The sequence below is a fragment of the Pseudovibrio sp. Ad26 genome (assembly GCF_001623285.1).
GTDB lineage: Bacteria > Pseudomonadota > Alphaproteobacteria > Rhizobiales > Stappiaceae > Pseudovibrio > Pseudovibrio ascidiaceicola.
The window spans coordinates 1-25,832 of the sequence record NZ_LMCE01000064.1 but is presented as its reverse complement, the minus strand read 5'-3'; the positions used below and the strand labels follow the sequence as shown (position 1 = coordinate 25,832).

The window sequence follows — 25,832 nt, the reverse complement described above, 5'->3', positions numbered from 1 at the left end:
TCGTCAGCGTCTCTGGGAGGAACCATGCAGGACGGACAAAACAAGCGAAAAATGCGCTCTCTTACACCGGAGCAGCTGTTGAAGCTGCGCCAGCGCACCGCTCTTAAACCAGCTCCGAGAGATCAAGGTTCTCTGCCCTTATCCTTTGCCCAAGAGAGGCTGTGGTTCCTTTCTCGCATGGCTGGAATAGGATCCGCCTATCACCTGACACTTGGCATACGCCTGCGAGGGGAACTCAACACGAGCTCTCTTCAGAACGCACTGGATCAATTGATCGCCCGCCACGAAGGCCTTCGCGCATTTGTCTGCGAAGACGCCGGAGAGCCCGGGCTGCGGTTTGCTCCTCCCACCTGCGGCTTGCCTTTGCATCTGATCAACATTGAGGCCGAGAACGACTTAGAAGCTGCGATCCATCAACGAGCGAATGAGGAATGCACAAAACCGTTTGATCTGAAGATCGGTCCGCTTGCGCGTTGCTGCCTTATCAGGGTCAGTGAGACGGAGCATGTGTTGCTGCTTGTGCTTCATCATTTCATTTCTGATGGTTGGTCCAATGGGCTGTTGCTCAAGGAGCTGAGCGAAAATTACACGCATCTAATCGAGACCGAACAACCGGTTGAGCGCAACACTCCTGAGCTTTCTTACGCAGACTATGCCTATTGGCAAAAACAGCCTGAGCAACAAAAGAGCTTTGAGAAGCAGAAGGCCTATTGGGAGCAGAGCCTATCCGGAGCGCCAGAACGATTGTTGTTGCCGACGGATCACCAACGTCCGCTACAGCAAAGTTTTGAGGGAGCCTTTCTACCTCTGGAGTTAGATGCCGAACTCACAGAACAGGTAAGAGAGTTTGCCCGTGAGGCGGGGACAACCCCATACCTGGTACTTATGTGCGCCTTTACAGTTGTCCTTGCGCGCATGTCTGGTCAGGATGACATTGTCATTGGGACACCATCAGCTAACCGGGTTCGTAAAGAGCTGGAAGAGATGGTGGGGCTGTTCGTCAACACGATGGCACTCCGCTTCAACTTCGATGAAGACATAACAGTGAGCCAGTTGCTGGCTTACGCGCGAGAAACATTCCTCGACAGTCAGGATAACCAATCTGTTCCATTTGAGCAGGTGGTGGATGCGCTGAACCCTCAGCGTTCACTTTCCCATACGCCTTTGTTCCAGACTATGTTTGCATGGCAAACTCTTGACGATGCAACACTTCGCTTTGCCGATTTGAAGCATGAACCATTCTCGGTTCCTCGCAGTGCATCGCAGTTCGACCTTACACTGGAGCTGGTGGACAACGGGACCAAGATTTCTGGTGGACTAGAGTACGCAACAGTACTCTTTGACCGGCAGTCCATCAAACAACTCGCAGGTTATGTTCTGCAGGTGGTTCAAGGCATTTGCGAGGATCCAGAGCAAGGTGTTGCTAGTCTGCCCATCATGGATGACACGGCACGTACCGAAACGCTAAAGACCTCTCTCTTGGCATTTAACAAGGCCTCCACTGCCGAGCCTATCCATCTTCCGTTTGAAGACACTGCCGCGTCATATGGCGAACGGACCGCCCTCATTGATGGCGGGGTCGAACTCACATACGCTCAACTCAACGAGCGAGCGAACAAACTTGCCAGATACCTACGTACGCTTGGAGTTCAGAAACAGGACCGCATAGCGATCTGCATGCAGAAGTCCGCAGATGCTGTCATCGCGTTGCTGGCTGTTCTGAAAGCAGGAGCAGCCTACATTCCTATTGATGCAAACTACCCTCCTGCGCGGATCAACACTCTTGTTCAGGATTGCTCACCTAAGTGCATACTGGTTGATGCATATAGGGCAAAGCAACTGGCTCACCTGCCTGACCTCGCGGCGGAAGTTGTCCATATCAAAACCCAAGAAGATAAATGGGGCTCGCAGGATGGGCAGAACTTAACTGTTCCCATTGACTCTGATGACCTCGCCTACATCATCTACACATCTGGTTCGACAGGACGACCTAAGGGCGTGATGGTGGATCATCGCGCAATCTGGACCGTCAGAGATGCCTGGAGCGAACTGTATGATTTCGATGAGCCACCACGCATTTTGCAAATGGCTAACTTGTCATTTGACGTTTTCACGGCAGATCTTGTCCGCGCGCTCACGTTTGGTGGCGCGCTTGTCCTAATCAATCAGGATGAGTTGATCGACAGCACAGCCCTCCTTGCTAAAATCGAGCAGCATCAGACGACCTTCGCAGATTTTGTTCCGGCAGTGCTGGATAGTTTGACAGCACACGTACGGAAGAGTGGCGTAACTTCAACTCCCCTCAAAACCATCGTATGTGGATCTGACCGGTGGTCTTCGAAAGGTGCTACTAAAGCGCGCAGTGCTTTCGGGCCTGACGCGCATATCATCCATGCCTATGGCTTAACTGAAACAGCGATTGATTGCCTTGCTCTCACCCTGCCTCAAACTTTCTCGCAGACTGACAGCCTCAGTTTAGGCAAGGCAATCAAGAACTACGACGTCTTGGTTTTAGACCTCTCAGGCCAGCCTGTTCCTGAAGGCATTGTCGGTGAAATCTGCGTTGCCGGAGCAGGACTTGCGCAAGGGTATTGGAACACACCTGAGCTAACCGAGCAAAAGTTCACCACTGTTGCGGGCCGAGATAATCTACGAGTTTTCAAAACAGGAGACCTGGGTCGATTGCTTCGCGATGGAACCATTGAGTTCCTGGGTCGCAATGACAGACAAGCTAAGCTTCGCGGGTTTCGTGTAGAGCTGGGAGAGGTGGAAGCCGCGCTTGAAGCCGATGAGCGAGTTCAAACTGCTATTTGTGTCGTAAACGAGAGGTCCGGGGAAGAACAACTGCTGGCCTATGTGGTTCTTTCCTGCGAAGGCAATGGCGATGTGCTTGCTGAGCTTAAGGACAGTTTGAGCCAAAAGCTGCCTCACTTCATGGTGCCTGCTGGCATTGCCGTAATTCAGCAGATCCCCCTCACGCCAAATGGCAAGGTTGATCACAATGCACTACCGGATGTTGATCCCTCAACTCTTTCCCAGGCAGAGTTTGCCCCTCCACGGGAAGGAAAAGAAACAAAGCTAGCTCAGATCTGGTGTGATTTGCTCGGCCTCAGCGACGTTGGGCGCCACGACAACTTCTTCGCTCTTGGCGGTCACTCCCTACTGGCAGTGCGTTTAGCCCAACGTGTCCGCGAAGTCTTCTCCGTAGATGTGGCGGCTACAATCGTATTTACAGCGCCAACATTTGCAACCCTTGCTGGAGCGATTGACTGGACCTCCTCCAGCACAGGCACTCAGATTACTCCTGCTGACAGAACTAAGAAGCTTCCGCTTTCATCTTCACAGCAACGCCTGTGGTATCTGGCCGAGATGGAAGGGCAAAGCGAGGCTTATCACATGCCCCTTCTGCTCGAGCTGAAAGGCAAGTTGGAGGTCTCCGCCCTATCCCAAGCGATCGAGACAATCGTAGCTCGTCATGAGACTTTGCGTACGCGGTTCAAGCAAAAAGACGGTACAGCCTATCTGGACATTCAACCGGCAAATGCATGGCGGATGGATGCACCAACACAGCTACCTGAAGACGATGATCTCCAGGAGCATATTGCACGGTTGATTGCAGAGCCTTTCGATTTGGAGGCAGGACCACTCTTTCGGGCGGCCATATTACATCGGGTTGAGGCCCATCATGTGCTCGTGATTGTGATGCACCATAGCATCTCAGATGCCTGGTCCATGGGTGTGTTTAGCAAAGAACTGAGCGCGCTCTATTCGGCCCTGATCCAACAACAAAAGCCCAACCTCCCCGACCTGCAAATCCAGTATGCTGACTTTGCAGTTTGGCAGCGAGAAGAACTCAGCAAAGGCACATGGAACGAACAGATACACTATTGGGGTTCCAAGCTTTCGGATGCGCCTGTCCTCTTAGAACTGCCGACGGATCATGCCAGACACAAGCGACAGTCCTTTAAAGGGGCAGTGGTCCCGCTGGAGCTGGATGCTTCCTTATCTCGGAGAATAAAAGAGTATTCAGCTGGGAGTGGCGGTACCGTATTCTCCACACTTCTTGGGGCCTGGGCACTCACACTTTCCAAGCTTTCAGGCCAAACGGATCTGGTTGTTGGCAGTCCGGTTGCCAACAGAGACCACGGGCAGCTCGATAAGCTGATCGGCTTTTTTGCCAACACGCTTGCCTTGCGGGTAGATGCAAGCAAAGACCTGCCCTTGGCCGAGTATCTTTCGCAAGTTCAGGAAATGGTGCTGGAAGCTCAGCAAAATCAGGATCTCCCCTTTGAACAGGTCATTGAGCACCTCAATCCGCCCCGAAGCCTTGCGCACGCGCCACTCTTTCAGGTGATGTTTGCCTGGGAGGGCGAAAACAATGATCAGTTTGAGCTTCCCGGTCTCTCTGTTGAGCTGCTCCACCATCACCATGGAGGAGCCAAGTTCGATTTGCTGCTGTCACTGCAGGACGTAAACGGCCAGTTGAAGGGAGCAATTGAGTTCGCAAGCGACTTATTTGAACCAGAAACAGCTGCTCGCATTGGACGTTATTTTGAGCATGTCCTCGCGCAACTGGTCGCGAACACGAGCACAAACCTCAGTGACATAAGCCTACTGACAGAACCAGAGCAAACTCAGGCATTAGGGGCCTGGCAACAAGGCCGAGTGCCATATCCTGAGTTCGAATGCATCAGCAGACAGATTGAAAAACACGCGGCAGAAACACCCGATGCGATTGCTGTGATCCTCGGGCAAGAAACACTGAGTTATAGCGAGCTAAACAGGCAGGCCAATCAACTTGCCCACACGCTCAGGCAGCAAGGTGCTGGCGCCCAAGCTAACATCGCACTGTGTGTTGACCGTTCCACGCAGATGGTCGTCACACTGCTGGGCATCTTGAAGGTGCGAGCTACAGTAGTTCCGCTGGACCCTGCTTATCCGCGAGCGCGGCTTCAGGTCGTCCTGCAGGATGTCCAGCCAGATCTCATCATTACAACAAATGCACTGAGAGCCAAACTCCCGGAAGAGTTTGCCGATGCAACGGCGACCATCGAGGAGCTCAAAACAAGGTGTCAGTCAGTATCAGCGGATAATCTTGCATATACGCCCGCACCGCTTGATCCTGCCTACGTGCTTTATACATCTGGCTCGACAGGGAAACCCAAAGGCGTTGTGCAAACACATCGCATGCTGCGTAATCTGGTGCATTGGCAGTTAAAGCAAGGTCCGACGGATAAAGCTCCAGCACGTGTTCTTCAGTTTGCCTCGCTCAACTTCGACGTGGCTTTTCAGGAAGTTTTCTGCACGCTGTGTCAGCGCTCAAGTCTCGTGCTGATGTCGGATACGCAGCGCAAAGACATTGGCAATCTTGCAGGTTTCATCAAGTCCAACGGTGTTGAACGTGCCCATCTGCCCATTGCAGTCCTTCAGCAGATGGCAGGCCTTTTTGAGTCCGAACACCTGCCAGACGGGCCTGCTTGCGAGGTGATTACAGCGGGAGAAGCACTGCTCGTCAACGATGGCCTGCGCAGGCTCCTCAAAGCATTGGGTGGACGTCACTTTTACAATCAGTACGGCCCCACCGAAACGCACGTTGTGTCTCAGCATGTTCTGGACTGCGGGCAGATGAAGGATTGGCCAGCTTCTCCTCCTATCGGTAAGCCCATGGATAACACCAGTGTGTTTCTCCTGGACGATGGCATGCGACCTGTGCCTCCTGGAACCACCGGTGAAATCTATGTTTGCGGAGATAATCTGGCCTCTGGTTACTTCGGCAATGAGGAACTGACCGCTGACCGGTTCATCTCGCACACATTTGGATCGCAGCCTCCTCTTCGCCTGTATCGTACCGGCGATCTGGCAGCGTATCTCCCGGATGGCACTCTGGCATTCCATGGGCGTGCAGATGATCAAGTGAAGTTTCGCGGGTTCCGCATTGAGCCCATGGAGATCACAAACTGCGTATTGCAGATCGAAGGTGTTCAGGAGGCCTTTGTTATCTTTGATAGATCCACAGATGCAGAGCATGCACGGCTGATCTGTTACTTCGTTGGGACCTGTTCGGTCGAAGCACTGCGAGCAGAGCTTAAAACCCGTCTGCCAGATTACATGATCCCTACGGACTGGATGCCGCTTGAAGAACTGCCCATCACGCCAAACGGCAAGGTCGACCGCAGAGCATTGCCTTCTCCAGTTCGGCTCACAGTATCAGACTTCAAAGCACCTGCGGCAGGCATTGAAGCGGAAATCGCGAAGATCTGGGAGGTCGTGCTCAAGGTTGACCAGATTGGCCGCTCAGACAACTTCTTTGATCTGGGTGGACATTCGCTGCTTGCAACGCGGCTCATTCATACTCTGAACAAGGACCTGTCACTTAGCCTATCCCTCACAGATCTCATTGAGAATCCAGTACTTGCAGATCTCGCGGCTTCAGCCAATTCCGAGGGCAACCAACCAGAGCAGTCTGTGGTTCAGATCCATTCAGATGAAGCAAATCGGTATGAACCATTCCCGCTGACGGACATCCAGCAGGCCTATTGGGTTGGCAGAGATGACGGTTTGGGGCTGGGTGGCGTCAGCGCCCATGCCTATGAAGAAATTGAAATTCCTGATCTGGATCTCGAGCGCTTCAACGCAGCCCTGAATAAACTGATCCAGCGCCACGACATGCTGAGAGCTGTTTTTGCCAAGGATGGAACACAACGCATATTGCAGTATGTTCCCGACTACATCATCCAGACGGATAACGCCCGAGGGCGCAGTGCACGTGTCGTAGAGCGTATGATCGCCAGAAACCGGGAGGCCATGTCTCATCAGGTGTTGGATGCTGGCACATGGCCACTGTTTGAGTTCAGAGCCTTGCAACTTGATCAGGGGATCACACGCCTTCACATCTCTATGGATGCCTTGATCGTCGATGCTGCCAGCAGTCAGATTTTTTCCTGTGAGCTAGCAGCGTTCTATGAAGACCTTCAGGTCGAGCTCCCAGAGATCGCGATCACCTTCCGAGACTACGTAGTGCAAGAGTTGGCTCTGCGTGATGGCTCACGCTATACAACTTCGCTGAAGTACTGGCAGGACCGGCTTGCCACACTGGCAGCAGCTCCAGACTTGCCACTGGCAAAGCAGCCTGAAAGCATCAGCAATCCTCGGTTTACCCGTAGACACCTTGTGTTGGATGCAGCCAAATGGTCACAGATCAAAGCAAACGCACGCCAACATGGCGTAACGCCCTCTGGCTGTTTGTTGACTGCCTTTGCCCAGGTATTGGCCAAGTGGAGCCAGTCACCTAAGTTTACGCTGAGCTTGCCGGTGTTCAATCGCCAGCCACTTCACCCTCATATCAATCATCTCATCGGTGACTTCACGTCGATCGTTCTGTTGGAGGTCGGCTTTGATGCCACAACCAATTTTGTTGCAAATGCAAAATCAGCTCAGCGGCAACTTTGGAAAGATATGGATCATAGCGAAGTCAGCGGTGTGCGGGTTCTGCGCGAGCTGACCAAACAACGCGGCGAGCAGCAAACAGGCATGCCGATTGTCTTTAACAGTACTCTGGTCGAGATGATCCCGGATCAGGAAGAAATCACACTCTCCTCAGCTCTGCATGCGCAAAACGTTCATACGATCACCCAAACACCGCAAGTCTGGCTGGATCATACGATTCTGGAGATCGACGGGGAACTGTGCTTCAACTGGGACAGCATCGATGAGCTGTTCCCTGAAGGCATGATGCAGGAGATGTTTGAGGCTTACTGCGCATTGCTAGAAGAGCTGGTAACACCGGATCGATGGCAGCAAACAGCACAGCAAACCTTCCCAAGTTGGGATGCCGACAAAGCGCTTTCAAAGCACTGGCCATTGATGCATCAGCTTTTTGACACACAAGCTCTGAAGACACCTGATGCCCCTGCCCTCATATGCGATGCCCTGACGCTTTCCTACAGCCAGACCCGGCAACGGGCGCGGAACCTTGCAGCTCTTTTGCAGCAAAAGGGATTGGAGAAAGGTGAGCTGGTTGCTATCAAGATGCGCCCGGGTTGGGAGCCGACAGTTGCTGCACTTGCCATTTTGTATGCCGGTGGCGCATATCTCCCGATAGATCCAGACCTGCCCACAAATCGCATAGAAGGCATATTGCGACGGACCGACTCCAAACTCATCTGCGTTAAGTCCAGCCAGACTGACAAGTTAAAGGGTGTTCCGGATTTCGCTCTGACAGTTGACGTGGGCCCGGAACTGGACGCTGTAAGCGACAACAAGCTCAAGACTACCGATACACAACCGGATGATCTGGCTTACGTGATCTTCACCTCCGGCTCTACTGGAGAACCGAAGGGCGTCATGATTGATCATCGCGGCGCCGTGAACACACTTCTGGACATCAACAAACGCTTGCATGTTCAGCCAGAGGACCGTGTATTTGCCATCTCTGCATTGGGTTTTGATCTGTCTGTCTATGACATTTTTGGCCTGCTGGCAGCAGGCGGCGCCGTTGTCATACCCAATGAAGACGAAGTGAAAGACCCCGCTCATTGGCTGGAGTGCCTGACACAACACAATGTGACCATCTGGAACTCCGCCCCTGCCCTTCTCGGCATGCTGGTGGATTATGCTGAGAGTGATCGTAAATCCCTAGGGACGTCCCTGCGTCAGATCATGTTGTCTGGTGACTGGATCCCGCTTTCACTGCCGAACCGTGCACAAGCACTCGCACCTAATGCTGAGGTGTTAAGCTTAGGGGGAGCGACAGAAGCTTCCATCTGGTCCATTTGTTACCCGGTTCAGGATGTCTTGCCCCATTGGAAGAGTGTTCCCTATGGCAAGTCTCTGGAAAATCAGCAGTTCTATGTTCTGGATGAGGCGTTGGCAGCCCGCCCGTGCTGGGTCACTGGAGAGCTTTACATCGGCGGCCTTGGACTGGCCCAAGGCTACTGGCGGGATGAAGAGCAAACCAACTATCGTTTCATCACTCACCCAATAACCGGCGAGCGCCTTTATCGTACTGGTGACCTTGGCCGTTACATGCCCGATGGAAACATTGAGTTCCTGGGCCGCATGGACACGCAGGTCAAAGTACAAGGCTTCCGGATCGAGCTAGGCGAGATTGAGACCGTCCTCAACGCTCATGAGGCGGTGAAAGCTTCTGTCTTCAAAGTCTTTGGAGACGCACAAAGCGACAAGCAGCTTGTTGGCTATGTGGTACCAGAAAGAACCGGTGTCGACACGGACACACTTCTGGAACATTTGCGAGCGCACCTGCCCCACTACATGATCCCGTCTTCTCTTATCGAGATTGAACAGATCCCAGTTTCTGCAAACGGCAAAGTAGATCGCAAAAAACTGCCACAGCCAAGCAGGTCATCGACAACTCAAGCCAGCTTTGAACCGAAAGGAAAGCAGGAAGAAAAGATCCGCGAGATTGTTTCGGATGTATTGAAACTGAGGCAGATTGCCCCAGAGGAGAACTTGTTGCAGTTGGGTGCAACATCAATCGATATTACACGCATCTCTAACGCTCTTTCCAGCACCCTCTCCTTCCGCCCTCCACTTGCAATGTTTATGGGCAGCCCAAGCCTTGCAACGCTCCTTGTGATGTATCGGGAACAGTTCGGCCAAGCAGATACTGAAGTGGAGAACACAGCGGCCAGTTCTGCGATTACGACCATTGAAGACCCACAGGAGCGCCAGACCTTCAAGGATCGTAACGCAGGTTTGCGCAGGTTCGATCAGCAACACGCCACGCACCAACTGGCACACTCAAAGCCTCGCGGATTTGATGAGTTTGATGCTTACCGATCAGTGCGGCAGTTTATTCCCGATCCTTTGCCCCAAAACCGATTGGAAGACCTGCTTTCAGCTTTGCGGCGCAATCAAAAACCAGATGCCCCGAAACACCTGTTTGCAAGCGCAGGTGGGCTCTATCCGGTGCAGACGTACATCTACATTAAACCTGACCGCGTCCAGGGAATAGACGGCGGAGCGTATTATTACGATCCGCAAAATCACGCTCTGATTTCAACGGCGGATGGTAAGACTCTCAGTCCCGACACCTATGACTACTTCGTCAATCGCCCGACTTTTGAAGATGCCGCATTTGCCCTGTTCTTTGTGGCAGAGCGCAAAGCGATAGAGCCGCTTTACGGTGAAATGAGCGACCAGTTCTGCCTGATCGAAACAGGCGCAATGGCGCAGCTGCTCACCATGCGTGCTCACGAGACAGGACTGGGACTTTGCGGCATTGGCTCGGTTGATGAGAGAGCTCTGACTGATCTGTTTCAGCTCAGCTCGTCCCATAAGCTCATCTATTCCATGATTGGCGGTACGCGCACAGCAGACCAGAACCGGCAACACACCATTGAAACGTTTGGCGCCACACCAGCACTCGCGCAGCAAGAAGAAGACGAAATGGAGGAGTTTGAAATATGAACGCACACCAGCTGCTCAACCATTTCGCCAGTCACAATGTGAGCCTGCAAACAGATGGTGAAAAACTCCGTTTCAAGGCCCCAAAAGGATTTTTGGAGCCACAACTGGCTGCTGCGCTGAAAGCGCAAAAATCTGAGTTAATTTCTTTATTGCAGCAGCAGGCGCAGGCGGAAAAATCAACTGGAGTTCCGCTTTCGGCTTCACAGCGTCATTTATGGTACTTGCACCAGTTGGAGCCGGATAACCCGTTCTACAACAACCCCATCGCGCTGAAGGTGAGCGGAGCGCTTAACGTTGAAACACTCCACCGTGCGGTGAATACTGTTGTTGCTCGTCATGACATGCTCCGCGCGCAGTTTGGTCTCTGCGATGGAGTTCCTCAGCAGACTTTTGCTGAACACTCAGAGCTTCCACTTGAGGTTCTGGACCTGTCCCAGCTCTGCGATGAAGAGCAAAGCCTCGCGCTGAAGGATCATGTCCAGAAGGAAGCCAGCCTGCCGTTTAATTTGGAAGACGGGCCACTTGTCCGCTCCAGTTACGTGAAGCTCTCAGAAGACAAACATATCTGGCTGGTGAACCTGCACCATATTGCTGCTGATGGCTGGTCAATCGGATTGTTCTTCAACGAAGTAACCGCTCACTACAATGCTTTCCAACAAGGCACGACGCCTGATGTTCCAACTCTAACGATGCAATATGCAGAATACGTGGTCCATAGCCAGCAATCGCTCTCTCGGGAACAGGGGCAAACCCTATATTGGACCGAGAAACTTGCCGGGTTACCTGCCTTACTAGACCTGCCGACAGATTATCCCCGCCTCGCAGAGCAGACCCACAATGGCGCTCACTTTGAACTCGTGTTCGGGGATGATCTGAGTGACCGCGTGCGTTCCTTCTGCAAAAACAGATCAATCACACCCTTTGCGCTGTTTCTTGCAGGGTTTGCCGTTGTTCTTTGGCGCTATAGCAAACAGGAAGACATCTGCATCGGAACCTCTTTTGCCAACCGCCACACAGCTGAAGTGGAACCGCTGATCGGCCATTTCATCAATACCCTTGCCTTAAAAACACAGGTAACAGCGGACAGCACCTTTGCAGAGTTGGTGTCACAAGCGCAAACGATCATTTTGGAAGCTTTGGACAATCAAGACCTGCCTTTTGAGAAGGTGGTTGAAGCTGTGAACCCGGAGCGCTCACCAGCCCATTCGCCTCTATTTCAGGTCATGCTGATCTATCAAAACCTTCCAGCAGGTTCCACTCACATGGACGGGGTGGAGATAGAAGCGCTTGCAACGGATAGCCAGACGGCAAAGTTCGACATCACGCTGGAGGTATTTGAGCGCGGGCCTTCGTTCAGCCTCGGCTTTGAGTACAACAAAGACTTGTTCACGCAGGCTCGCATCGAGCGCATGGCCAGACATCTTGAATGTTTGCTCTCAAACGCCATGGTTGATCCGCATGGTCAAGTCGATCGGATCGAGTACATCACGCCTGAAGAACGGCACCTACTCACGCAAGTCTGGCCTCATGGTGAGACACACGCTCTAAGCTCAACGTGCATTCATGAGACATTCGAAGCGCAGTGCCAGCGCTCCCCCGATGCACCAGCTCTTGTCTGCGGTGAGGCGGTGTGGAGTTACGCCAAACTCAACGCCAAGGCAAATCAGCTTGCGCGTCATCTGCAGGAATGCGGTGTCAAAGCAGGCAGCCCCGTCGGTTTGCTCCTTGAACGCTCCAGCGAACTGGTCATCACTATGCTGGCAACCCTCAAAGCCGGAGGGCATTTCATCCCACTCGAGCCCGGCCTGCCGTTGAAGCGCCTTGAGTACATGGTGCAAGACAGCCAGCCTGATCTGATAGTGACGCACCCGGCCACTGCCGATGTGATGGCCGATCTAGCAACCACCTGCGATGTAAATACGCTATCTTTGAATGAAGAGTTGTTGGAGGAAATCACCCAATCCTACGACAGCACCAATCTTCCGGCGAGCAGCACGAATGCTGATCAGCTTGCCTATATCATCTACACCTCCGGCACCACCGGAGTTCCCAAAGGCACCAAGCTCTCACATAGAGGGCTGGTCAACCTCGTAGACTGGAGCAATCGCACCTTCCCGACTAAGCCCGGCGATGCGCTCTTGCAAAAAACGCCGATGGGGTTTGATGCAGCTATCTGGGAGTTTTTCTGGCCTCTGTGTTCCGGTTCATCACTGGTTTTGGCTCCCCCATCAGCTCATAGTTCACCAACTGAACTGGGGCAGCTCTGTGTCTCGCACAACATTACAGCGGTTCAGTTTGTCCCTGCCATGCTGGATCTCTTTCTTGATGAACCTCTCGCCCCTCAATGCACACACCTTAAAGATGTGTTCTGCGGTGGAGGTGAGTTGAACGGCGCGCTACTGCGTAAGTTTGCCAGCAAGCTGCCATGGGCAAAGTTGCACAATGTGTACGGTCCGACGGAATGCACCGTGGACAGCACCTGGCACAGCATTTTGCCTGAAGACCACAACAAGCGGGCAGCTCCCATTGGGAAACCTATCAGCAATGCGAAAACCTATCTGCTCGACGAGAACATGTCGGCTGTACCGATTGGGCTGGTGGGAGAGCTCTACATCGGTGGAGCTGGTCTCTCCTCCGGGTATCTGAATGCCCCGCAACAGAACGCATCTGCTTTCGCAAAAAATCCGTTTGTTCCAGAGGAAGCACTCTACCGCACCGGTGATCTTGCCTTCTATGACGATCAGGGCCAGCTGACTTTTGCTGGGCGCAAAGACAATCAGATCAAACTCAATGGCTTCCGCATCGAGTTCTCAGAGATTGAAGGGGTTTTGCTTGAACATGCAGATTGCCTCAGCTGTGCAGCCATTCAGGTTCAGCGAGAGGGCGGCGATGCTCAACTAGCGCTGTGTTACACCTCCTCAACGGGCGAGCCCTTGCTTGAAAGCAATCTGCGCCAGCATCTTTCCAGCAAACTTCCTGATTACATGCTGCCTCACACGTTGCTGCACATGGAGCCGATCCCACTCACCAATAATGGCAAGATAGATAACCGCGCTGTTGAAGCTGCCGTCATGGCACATGAGGCCGTGTTTAAGGTCAATCAGGAAAGCCCGCGCGACCATATCGAACTGCAGATCTATAACATCTGGCGAGAGGTGCTCCTGCACCCGTCCATTGGCATCAGCGACAACTTCTTCCATATGGGTGGTTCCTCCATTGCCGCGATCAAGGTCGCGCACCGTGTTGGTGAAGCGTTTAAGGTTCAAGTACCTCCAAAGACCTTCATTCTAAACCCAACAATCGAAGCCCTGGCCAGCTGGATACGTGCCGGCGCTCCTAAAGAAAATGCACAAGACAACCTGATTACATTCCGCGAAAGCCAAAATGGTGAGCATGTCGTGTGTATCCATCCCGCTGGTGGAACTGCATTTTGCTACCTGTCTCTGGCGAAGATCCTGGCCGATGAAATCGGTGTTTATGGCCTTCAGTCTCCCGGTTTGAACAGTGGAGAAGACACGTTATCTTCCATCCCTGCCATGGCAGAGGCTTACCTGAAACGGATCGAGCATATCGCGCAGGACAAAATCGTACTGACAGGCTTGTCTTTTGGCGGTTATGTGGCGTTTGAAATGGCACGCCTCCTCAAAGCGCGCGGAAATGACAATGTGAGTGTCATTCTCCTCGATACTCAAGGATTTGAAGAACATGAACGCGATAGCCTCGCGCCTGTGGACCTCGATGAGTTTCGTGACAAGCTGGTCAAGTTCAACGGGATGTACCCGGGCATCGACGATGCGCAAATTGAGCGCTATCACCGGGTCTATAATCACAACCGGTCATGCGTTCCCAACTATGAGTGCCACCCCTTAGAGGTTCGGGTGGTGTTTGTTCAGGCCCTCGGCTCTCTCAACAAAGACTTTTTGCATGAATTACGCCAGTTCTGGATAGAACGGGTGATGGGCAGCTTCATGACCCGATTGGTTCGCGGAGATCATTGGGAACTGCTAGAGTCAGAAGAAATCCAGCGCGTCAAAAAAGCAATCTCCTACGAGTTTCAGTTGTTTGAGCGGAACCACGCTCTTTCCCCTGCTGTGCCTAGTGTCGCTTAGAGGTCATCATGAACAGCACTATCTCACATGACCATTCAGCCTCTGATCATGTTGACTTGAAGTTGGGTGACGAAGGTCCGGTCCAGTCCTCACTACTTGAGAGCATCAGTTATTATGCTGAACGCTTTCCCGAGCTGACTGCAGTTCAGGATCATGACCGCACACTCACCTATCTGGAACTCAACACACATGCTTCCCAATCCGCAGCACTGCTGAGGCAGCATGGCATAAAGCAAGGTGATGCTGTTGCTGTTTGCCTGCCTCGGTCTCAGAATCTCATTGTGATCATGCTCGCAATCCTGAAAGCAGGAGCGACTGTTGTCCCGCTGGATGCTGCAAGTCCACCAAACAGGCAAGCTGCTATTTTAGCTGATAGTCAGGCGCGCTTCCTGATCACATCAAAAAAAACACACTCCAGATCCGTTCCCTCGGCAACATACACAACTCACCATGTAGGCGAGTTGGTTGCTGAGAGTTTGCCAGATGACGAAGGCGAGTTCCAAACCTCCCCAGTCGCCAGCACGGCTTTTCTTTTTTACACGTCCGGAACAACAGGCAAACCTAAAGGGGTGCAAGTTCCTCTGACAGCCATTGAGAGGCTCGCGCATCAACCTCGTTTCGTTCCAATGTGCGTTGGAGATCGCTACGCACACATTTCCAACCCAGCATTTGATGCCCTCAGCTTTGATGTCTGGGTGCCGCTTTTAACAGGTGGCTGTATCGTTGTTTTCTCTGCAGAGGAAACAGCTGACTTTGAAGGCTTTGCGGTGGAGCTGGAAAAGCGCTCCATCAAAACCATGTTCATGACAGTCTCGCTGTTCAACGCCATGGTTGATTACGGGGCAAACTGTTTCACCACACTCGACCATCTGTTGATCGGTGGAGAGCAACTCAATCCGCACACCGTACAGAGCTGGTATGAGGCAAACCCACAAAGCGCTTGCCAAATACACAACATCTACGGCCCCACAGAGTGCGCCACTTTTGCATTGAGCTACCCCATACCCCGCAGCTTTAGCGGTGGTGTTGTTCCAATCGGCAGACCCATTGCCAGCACAGACTGTCAGTTGCGGTCACCCGATGGAGAGAGAGCGAACCTAACAGAGACTGCTGGACTCTATATTGGCGGGGCGGGCGTAGCGCATGGCTACCTGAACCGAGAAGAGGAAACACAGCACAGCTTTGTCGAGCTTTCAGATGGCCGGAGGTGGTATCGCACCGGTGATCTGGTCCGCCTCAACAACAAAGGGCTCATAGAATATGTTGGTCGCGTTGACAGACAGGTCAAAGTCCGTGGGTTTCGCGTCGAACTAGAGGAAATAGAACAGGGGCTTCAGCATTTCTCCAAAGTACAGCAAGCGTGTGTACTCGCATATCAGAAACCCGGAAAACCACTCGAACTCCACGCATACCTGACAGCAGATAAGCACCTAACCTACGCCGATCTTGATGCCCATATGTCAGCGCATCTGCCGGATTACATGCGCCCTCACCAGATCTTTTGCATTGACGAAATGCCCCTGAATGCAAACGGCAAAATTGATCGAGATGCCTTCCAGAAGATGGACTGCGCTCCACTCCGCCCTGCACAATCTTCCAGTGGAGCTACAGATGAAATCTTCACGGATATTTTGAGGGCTGCGGAGTTGGTTCTGAGTGTGCCTCACTTGAATGGTGAGGATACAGTGCTCACCGCAGGCGGAGACTCCCTGAAGGCGATTAGTCTTGCAAATCGCCTGAACAAGACACTTGGCTATCGCTTGGTCCCGTCCCAACTCCTAAGTCTGACTTTTTCTGAGCTTGCAGACACGATCAGAAATCAAGGCCCCCAGCTGAACGTTGTGCCTCCGGTTCCCTCCCCGTCAAACATCAAAAAAGCCCACGTCACGTCTGAGCAGAAGCGTTTGTGGTTACAGCAGCAAAAGAACCCTTCTGACACCTCTTACAACACACCCTTCACATTCCGGTTCGCCGGAGAGCTCAATCCCGAAGAGCTAGCGAGAGCAGCACGAGCTCTCGCAAAACAACATCCAGCGCTGCGCACCAGCTTCCACCTTACAGATGATGGAGTAGAACAGCACGTTGCGCAGAATAATCCTGAGGTATTTCATTACCACGGTGTTTTAGAGCAAAACGAGATCACAGCGCTCCAAAACACGCTCTTCGGTCAACCGTTTGACCTTGAAGTGCCTCATTTGTTTCAGCTTCATCTTGCACATGAACCCGATGGTTCAAGTGTGCTCATCCTCCATGCGCATCACATCGTTTTGGATGGCTGGTCCCTCAATATCCTGTTTGAAGATCTTTCCAGGGCTTATCAGGCTCAACTCGACGAAGAGGTCTCCGAGCAGACACAGACCTCCCTCACCCCGCTGGATTTTGCGGCTTGGCAGGCGCAAACTTGGGAAAGTGAGCATTACAAAACACAGCGGGAACAACTCTTCAAAATCTATGAGGAAGCAGAGTTCTCCGCATGTTGGTCGCCTGTGTTGAACCCAAAACGTGATGATCAAGAAACGCAGCAAGGTCGCACGCGTTTGATGCGTCTTGATGATGCTCATCGGGCAAAGTTAATTTCGACCGCACATCAGTTTTCTCTGACACCTCATCAGGTTTTCCATTCCCTGTTCGCGCATGCGCTTTATGCGCATTTGGGCAAATCAAGATTTACGATCGCGAGCCCAGTAGCAAACCGCAACACAGCAGAGTTTGAGGCAACTGTTGGAATGTTCGCCAACACCATGCTGTTGCCGGTGGTGATCGATCCAGCCCAAACCATTGGACAGAACACGAGCACATTGGCCGAAGTTTCCAAACGCACACTCGCCTGTCAGGCAGTCGCTTTTGAACATACCGTAGAGCACCTGCAGACAACGAACCACTTATCAGGTCTGCCTTTCGAGTTCATGTTTGCGACTGAAAACACGCGGTATGAAACGCTGAACCTCAACGGAGAACACACGCCGCCATCTTTCCCGGAGCGCATCACCCCTAAGTGCCCGCTATACCTTTCAGTTCTGGATGAGGCTGAGACCTACCAGTTCTATTGGGAGTATGATCTTGCTTACTTCAGCACTGAGGACATTGCGCAGCTGGAGCAAGCCATGCTCGCTGGATTATCTCAAGTAGAACTGGAAGAACCCGCAGGCAACATCTTTAAGACCGACAAGCAGCAACAAGCATCTCAACTCAAAGGGGGTGATTTAGCCCTGCCACATAAAACAGTGGCCGCCTGGTTCCAGGATCAGGTTTTGCAAACACCTCATGCCTCTGCCTTAGCATGGAAAGACAATACACTTTCCTATCAAGAGCTTGGTAAGCTATCAAATGCACTCGCAGCACACCTGCAGTCTACGGTTATTGATGCTGTGGATCCAACAGAGCCATTGCGCATCGCACTCTACATGGACGCCTCTCCCGAGTACATCATTGCGCTCCTTGCCCTCACAAAGCTGGGCGTAACAATCGTGCCGCTGGATCTCAGTTACCCTAAGAAACTGCTGCAAGCCGTTGTCTCACAAGCCAAGCCAGTAGCAGTCCTCCATCAAGCAGGAACACCCTATCCATTAGAGCTGCAACAGAGTGACCTCCTCTTAATTCCGGTGGAACTGGAAGACCTCAAAGACACTCAAGATGTAGCGGCTTGGGAACTCCCTGATAGCGGAAGACCGCTCTACACCCTGTTCACCTCAGGTTCGACAGGCCAGCCCAAAGGAGTAGACGTCTACAACGAAACACTCTGCAACTTGTTGCATTGGCAGCAAGAACAAGGAGAGTTACCCGCTGCAGAAAGCGCCATGCAGTTCTCTAAGCTGGCCTTTGATGTTTCGTTTCAGGAGATATTTTCGACACTCTGCTCTGGTGGCTACTTCCATGTCATTGATCCTGCCTGGCGGCACGACATGCGATGCCTGCTGACATACATGCGCGACAAAAACATCGAGCGCATCTATATGCCTTTTGTGGCTCTGGAGTTATTCTGTGAAGCAGCTTTGGCATTCGATATTTTTCCAGCTGATCTGAAGAACGTGGTGACAGCGGGCGAACAACTTTATTGCACCAGAGCTCTGCGCAATTTCTTCGACAAACTGCCTCGGGCTTCCTTGCACAATCACTACGGCCCAACAGAAACCCATGTGGTTTGCGTTCATAGCCTCCATGGTTCTCCAGCAAACTGGCCAACCCGCCCTCCTATTGGCAACCCTATAGCCAATACGGAAATTTTGCTTGTCGACGACAGCTACCAACCCGTTGCTCCTGACGAAGCAGGCCATCTCCTCATTGGCGGCCAATGGGTCCGTCACTGCTATTTGAACAACGCAGAGCTAAACGAAGACCAGTTCGTTGAACTCCAACCAAATTGCAGTTCTGGCGCATCACAGCTTTACTACAAAACAGGCGATATTGGCGTTCTGGATGAGAATGGCCACCTGAACTATCAGGGCCGTCAGGATCATCAGGTGAAGATCTCCGGCCACCGGGTCGAACTTGGCCAGCTGGAAATGTCTCTCATCGATCACGGTGCTGTCGAGCAGGCTTCCGTTATGTTCGATGGAGAGCACAAAAAGTTATTCGCCTATGTCAGCCTTCGCGACAGTTCCATCAGTGCAGATGATCTTGACCGCCACCTTTCAAACCGGCTTCCAGATTACATTCGTATCGACGAATTCAGGCAGATCGATGACTGGCCGCGCACGCCAAGTGGCAAGATCGACCAGAGAGCGTTGAAGCTGTGTGATTGGATTCTGCTTGAAACAAAGAAACGCAAAAAACACGCAAAAAACGCAAACCAACGCACAAACCAACGCACAAACCAACTCATCACGGCATTTGAAGATGTTGTCGGCTCTCCAATCTCTGCAGATCAAACATTCTTCGAAGCTGGTTGCTCTTCTCTGCAGCTGATGCGTTATCAAATGCATCTGAGCAAAGAGTTGGGCGTGAAGGTGAGTATTGCTGATCTGTTTCACTACGTGACGCCCACCAAACTGGCGGAACATATTGAAAAAGATGGTGAAACAGTGCAGCTGAACAGCAAAGAGCAAGCTCCTCAAAGCGCAGATAAAGTTGCCATCATCGGCATGGCACTCAGAGTTCCAGGCGCAAATAATCTTGCAGAGTTCTGGTCCATGGTGGTCGAAAACCGAAGTGGTATCGAACATTTCACGCCGGATAATCCTGACTTCGTTGGCGCCCGCAGTCAGATGAGCGAAATGCTGTCATTTGATCCGGAGTATTTCGGCATCAGCCCCCGCGAAGCCGCTCTCATGGATCCACAGCAACGACATTTCATGATGAGCTGTGTACATGCTCTTGAAAATGCCGGCATTTCTCCTCACCACAACGACCAGAACATCGGTGTCATTGCAAGTTGCGGTGAAACAACCTACTACCACGCCGCCCTCCGTGCAGCCTCCTCAATCTCCCTTCCCGACAAGTTCCAAATGGCCTTGCACCACGAGAAAGACTTCCTCGCCACCAAGGTCGCCTTTCAACTTGATCTCAAAGGCCCAGCCATAACACTACAAGCCGCTTGCGGTAGCTCACTGGTCGGTGTTCACAGTGCTGCAGGCATGCTGAAAAATGGCGAATGCGATGTTATGCTTGCGGGCGGAGTCCTTGTCGATCCCGACATGACAGAAGGCTATAAGTATCAGTCGCAACACATCTTTTCCAAGGACGGTAACTGCGCATCCTTCAGCGATAAAGCCAGCGGAACCATCGGTGCAAGCGGTGTAGGTGTGGTGGTTTTGAAGTGCCTGGATCGTGCTCTTGCTGACGGGGATTGCATTTACGCAGTTATTGAAGGTTCGGCCATCAACAACGATGGACGATCCAAAATGAGCTATACTTCTCCGTCTGTTTCCGGCCAGGAGAAGGTCATCCGACAAGCTCTTGTAAATGCTGGCTTAAGCGGTGATCAAATCAGTTACGTCGAAGCTCATGGAACAGGAACACAACTGGGTGATCCCATTGAAGTACAAGCACTTTCCAATGCCTACGGCAAACTCGCAGAAGGTTCTTGTGCACTCTCATCCGTTAAAAGCCAGATTGGACATCTGGGAGCCGGTGCCGGCGTTCTCGGCCTTATTCGTGCAGCGCTCTCGGTTTACCATGGATACTTGCCACCTAATCTTGGTTTTGAACTCCCTAATCCAGAACTCGGTTTGGATGAAAAAGGCTTTTATGTTCCACCTGTTGGCAAGCCTTGGGAAAGCCCTAAAGCCCGTTATGCTGGCGTTAGCAGCTTTGGTATTGGCGGCACCAACACACACGTTGTCTTGGGCCAAGCCTTGAAACAATCTGCCTTTGAAGCCGTTACTCCGCAACATAACAACAGCTCGTCTCCCTCCAACACCGCTAACCGGCAAAACACACCGCCACCATGGGATCACCCAGGATATAGTTTCAATCTTCGACAATATACTGTTTTCGAACACGAAATCTCTACAAGACAGGAGATCATCGACCTACCTAAGCGGCTTCCGGAGAGCGAATGGCTCAGTCAAATGGTCTGGCAGCCAATGTGCCGGATCGAAAGCAGCAAAGCTGGCAAAGTTCCAAGAACGGCAGTTGTATTACTGGACGCAAATAGCAATCCTGATGAGCTGTTGCCACTCAATGAAGTCTATAATCAGGTTGTTCCTGTCTTCATTGAAGGCCACGCTTTAACTGCCGTCCCGGGCAATCTCTCGGTAAATCCATTCTGCAAGACTTTCGTTGAACAGCTTACTCGGCGGCTCGCAAACACGGATCTTGAAGAAGTAGACTGGATACATTCCCTTCCGCTCTTATACAGGGGGACTGGAGATAAACTGGCTGATCTCCAGCAAGCTCAACGCATCTGCTTAGATAGCCTGACCTATCTTCTTCAAGCTCAGCAAGAATGCGGTCTGAAAATTTCAAGAATATGCTTGCTCTCCAGCGGAGCTCTGCCCGTATTTGGTAAAATAGAGCAGCCACAGCATGGTATGCTTGCAGGCCCACTATCCGTTATTCCTCAAGAGTTTGGCATTCAAACTCTGTGGTTGGACGTTGAAGACACTCCATCCAATGCAGGCTGGTCTGAAATTGCCTTTGCACTCTCGCTTCAAGAACAAGTCAAAGAGCGACTTGCATTGCGAAGTGGGTTTGCTTGGCAGTCCACAGTCTCTACTTTGTCTACAAGCAACCAAACTACAGCCATTGCTGAAGCAGAGAAAGCAGGTCTCTTCGTGGTGACCGGTGGTAGTGGTGCGATCGGAACTCAGGTTTGCCAGAGTTTACTGTCTGACCCTCAGTCTCAAGTCGCAATCGTTTCACGCAATCCGAGTGTCCCAGCAGACTTATTGCAAGAGATCTCCAGAATACATCTGATCAAAGCAGACATAGGAAACCCTGATACTTGGGCAACCACTTTAGATAGCATCGCAGAGATAAACTTGCCCATTACCGGGATTATCCACGCATCAGGTGTCGGTGAAGGAAACCTGATTTCGTTTCGAGATCCTGCTGACGCTCATAAGAAGATGCGTTCAAAGTACGAGGGAAGTGTTTTCGTCGAGTACTTTATTGAGAGGTTCCAGCCGGCAAGGGCTATTTACTGCTCATCCATGTCTGCCGTTCTTGGAGGTGCTGGCCAGCTCGATTACGCCTCCTCTAACGCTTTGATGGACAGTTATGCGCATTTCAGGAATCCAGCAGCACCTCATACCGTGAGAACGACCATCAATTGGGAAATCTGGAATGAGAACGGAATGGCCGTTTCTGCGGATTTGCGCGATGGACTCCATCAGCAGCATCTGAAGGTTGGGCTATCAAATGACGAAGGACGGCATATCTTCTCTCAGATACGAACGACATCTCTCCCGCAAGTCCTAGTTAGCACTTGCGACATTGAAGACTCTCAATACTTCTATCGATCTCCGATCAGAGATGATCTTGAAAACACATCGGACAATACAGAGACGAAACTCACCTCCATTCAAAGTCAAACAGAAGCTCTTTTAATAGAGCAGCTGGGGCTTGATCAGATCGATACTGACGAATGCCTCCATGATCTGGGTATGGACTCCCTTACTCTTCTCGATCTTGTGGGCTTGCTAGAGAAACACGGGGTTCGTTTGTTGCTTTCTCAAGTTCCGAGAAACTCCTCTCTAAGACAGATTATGGAGTTGGTTGAACAGCAGCTTGAGGTCAAACCCAACTCCAACAAGACCAAATGGTCTGATGCCGTAACTGTTCACGAGTGGCAGGCTGGAAACGGTGATGAAACTGCTATTCTCCTACATCCGGTTGGTGGCGATGTAGAAGCCTATCGCGAACTGGCGGCAAAACTTCCTGATAACACTCAGATCCTTGTCATAGCTGACCCTCACCACAGTAACCCCAACCTCCCGGAGATCAGTCTAAAAGAAAGAGCAAGGGTCTACGCGGACACCTTGATGAAAAACTTAGCAAAACAAAGGATTCATTTGGTCGGCTGGTCATTTGGAGCATGGGTCGCACACGAAGTAGCCCTCTACTTCCATGGCAAGTCAGGCATTTCTGGCCAGTTGACATTGATCGACCCACCAGCCCCAAACTCAGGTGCAGATCTACAACAACTGAGCGAACAAGAAACTGAGCAGATATTCTTAAAGGAGCTGAACGAAAAATGGGGAGCCGATAACGTCCAATATAGCGAAGAGGGCATGCGCGGAGAACAACACGAATATCGGGAAGCTCTTGTCCGCTGTACATCCTCCAACATCAAGGCGATGATCAATCACCAAATGCGTCCGGTTCCTTCCTGGAAGGCGAATGTGATTTTGGCATCTGAAACCGCAGATGGATTGAACGAAAACCAAAACACCAGCGCAAACACTAGAATAAATTGGCTTGAAGTTCTTCCAAATCTACAGAACTGGAAGGTTATTGAGGCCGATCACTATTCCATAATGAGGGGTAAGGCGCTAGATGACGTGCTCAGTGTCATGGAATTGCTCGATACACGTGAGTTGATAAGAATGGAAGGGTGAGAGAACATCTATAGCTGTAACACTTGGGTCAACAGCAAGAGTACAGCTGTAACCTTTCCAGCGAAGAGGAACATCAAACAGCGCCATGGGTAAAGCTTCAGAAGTAATGGTCGGTTGATGCTGAGATAACTTCACATCAAGCGAACGAAGATCATCTCGAAGCCCTTCACCGGTCGCCTTCAGCACGGCCTCTTTACGGGTCCAGCAACGGTAAAACATCTCGTCTCGCTCCTGTTCGGAGCCCCCTGCAAGCGCTCTACGCTCAGCCGGATGACAAACAGCAGCTATCAGATCAGTTGATTGATTATCTGAGCGGATCAACTCGATATCAACACCCAAAGGCTCCCTGCGAGCAAATGCAACAGCAACCAATCCACCAGAGTGGCTTATGTTGAACACTGGATAGCCCTCTATGTAAGGCTTGCCGCTCTCTCCAATTGCAAAAGGCAAAAGAGGAATCGTAGCTTTGAGCGTGGTTCGAACAATAAAACGGCCCAACTCATATGCTCGCCTGTCTCGAATAAACCGATAGCGTGCGCTTCTTTCTTTTTCTTCCCCGGTCAACATGCAGTCTCCCGGAACCGAAAACTCTATCAGTACGAAGACAAGCAACACCCTTTTGGTCTCATAGCAATGTTGCCACTTCCAACTCAGAGTTTGAAACCATTCTCGAGCGTCTTTTGCGGAAATTGAAATGGGCACAGTATCTTACGCCAGTTGCAAGGTTGCGGATTGAGACATCTGATGAACTACGTTTGCAGCGTGCTCTCTTATCTTATCAAGTATCTTGATCGGACGCTCTTCAATGAAGAAATGTCCACCCTCCACGTCGTCAATAACTACGGTTTCAGAGCTCAAAGTCTTCCATTCTTCCACTTTGCTCCGCTCGACAATTTGGTCTTCACGTCCTGCAAATGCAAAAATGGGGGACTTAACCTTCCAAGGGGCACGTGGCCGATAAGTCTCGCAGAGCTTAAAATCACTGGTAATCGCAGGTAGCAGTAAGGTCACCAGCTCATCATGCTCAGCGATCTGCTTAAAGTCAGGATTAAACGAGATGAGCTCTTCAATCATTTCCTCTCGCGTACAGCCTTCAAGGAATGGGAGGTTTCTTGGGGCAAACGGCGAAGCTGAAGCCAGCACAAATAGCGCTGTTGGTTTAAGATGATGTTGTTTTGCGAGGCGGAGTGCCAACTCATAAGCAATCCAACCTCCCATACTGGACCCAAGCAGTGCAAATGGGGTTTCTCCGAACTGCCCAATCTCTTGAGCTAACTGATCGACAACCTCTTCCATACAATTGATTGATGGTTCTCCCAGACGAACCCCTCGACCAGGAAACTTCACTGGCATTACGTTCACCTGATCACCAAGCGGAACCTTCCATCGGTTGTACAAACTTGTATCGCCCCCTGCCTGAGGCAGGCAAACCAAGTTCAGCTTATTCGGATGGGCCTCTGTATCAAACCAAGGAGAAGGCATCAAAAAACTCATTTAAAACCATCAATCTAGTCAAACTCAATGCATCGAGTATTGCGTGGTTTTGATATGAGGTCGAGAGGATAATCACTTAAGGTCAACGAGTTTGATAACTGCCAAAATGCACACGCAAGTTGAGGAACAACACTGATTACATTTTGCAGACCGAAACCACCCTCTACCCTCCTTTACACTTCTCCCCTACGCTTCCCGCTCAAACAAAAATCTATAGGGAAAAAGAACGTGTGATGGAGGTGGTGAAGGGGCGGTTGTCGCAGAGGGGGTTAGAGATCATCAGCTAATTACTGATGTCTCTATAATATTATTTTACCGAGGTAAGTTCTCCTTCTCTGCTTTTGGGGCTTGTCAGCAACTTTTGAGAAATTCGAAAATGATATGCTGAGTTTCAGTACTCGGTGTGTCCGAACATGTAACAACTAATAGAAAGATTGGATTAGCTCAAATCAAAACAGAGCAACCATGCTGTTTAATAGGACAAAGCTACGACTTACTCCCTTGGGTATCCCTGATACATACTCATTTTCAACTGATAAAGTGCCAGCCTCTCTCAAGGATAAAGGACTGTTTGTCGGCGACGCCTTATGGACAAATCGATCGATTTGAGTAATGGAGTGTTTTGGCCCATGATCACTAGATTAGGAGTGAACAATGGGGCAATACACAAGGACTGCCAGCGCTGCAGCTGAGAAGGCGGTTAAAGACATCCGGCGCAAGACCCGAAAGCGCTATTCCACTGAAGACAAGATCCGTATCGTTCTGGCTGGACTGCGCGGTGAGGACAGTATTGCCGAGTTGT

General features: G+C 51.4%; 5 protein-coding genes and 1 pseudogene. 4 read left to right on the top strand and 2 right to left on the bottom strand.

Annotated features, from left to right (window positions below):
* The first annotated feature begins 24 nt into the window (after positions 1 to 24).
* The 3 genes from PsAD26_RS16435 to PsAD26_RS16425 are packed head-to-tail and all read left to right on the top strand — an operon-like array spanning position 25 to position 23,536.
* Positions 25 to 10,428: a non-ribosomal peptide synthetase gene (locus PsAD26_RS16435; RefSeq protein WP_063311325.1), complete on the top strand. Its 10,404-nt coding sequence runs from the start codon at positions 25 to 27 to the stop codon at positions 10,426 to 10,428.
* Positions 10,425 to 14,537 (top strand): non-ribosomal peptide synthetase, encoded by a 4,113-nt coding sequence (locus PsAD26_RS16430; protein WP_063311324.1) that lies wholly within the window; start codon positions 10,425 to 10,427, stop codon positions 14,535 to 14,537. Before PsAD26_RS16435 ends, PsAD26_RS16430 begins: the two co-directional genes overlap by 4 nt.
* 8 nt (positions 14,538 to 14,545) lie before the next feature.
* A complete protein-coding gene (locus PsAD26_RS16425) occupies positions 14,546 to 23,536 on the top strand; it encodes a non-ribosomal peptide synthetase (RefSeq protein WP_063311323.1) in 8,991 nt (2,996 codons plus the stop codon).
* Here PsAD26_RS16425 and PsAD26_RS28890 read toward each other — a convergent pair.
* Entirely contained in the window at positions 23,471 to 24,103 is a 633-nt protein-coding gene (locus PsAD26_RS28890) for a 4'-phosphopantetheinyl transferase superfamily protein (protein ID WP_084403710.1), read from the bottom strand. The two genes, PsAD26_RS16425 and PsAD26_RS28890, sit on opposite strands and share 66 nt — an antisense overlap.
* A gap of 141 nt (positions 24,104 to 24,244) precedes the next feature.
* A complete protein-coding gene (locus PsAD26_RS16420) occupies positions 24,245 to 25,018 on the bottom strand; it encodes an alpha/beta fold hydrolase (RefSeq protein ID WP_193758301.1) in 774 nt (257 codons plus the stop codon).
* Between the two features lie 666 nt (positions 25,019 to 25,684).
* Here PsAD26_RS16420 and PsAD26_RS29400 point away from each other — a divergent pair.
* Positions 25,685 to 25,832 (top strand): annotated as a pseudogene (locus PsAD26_RS29400) (IS3 family transposase); the annotation flags it as partial.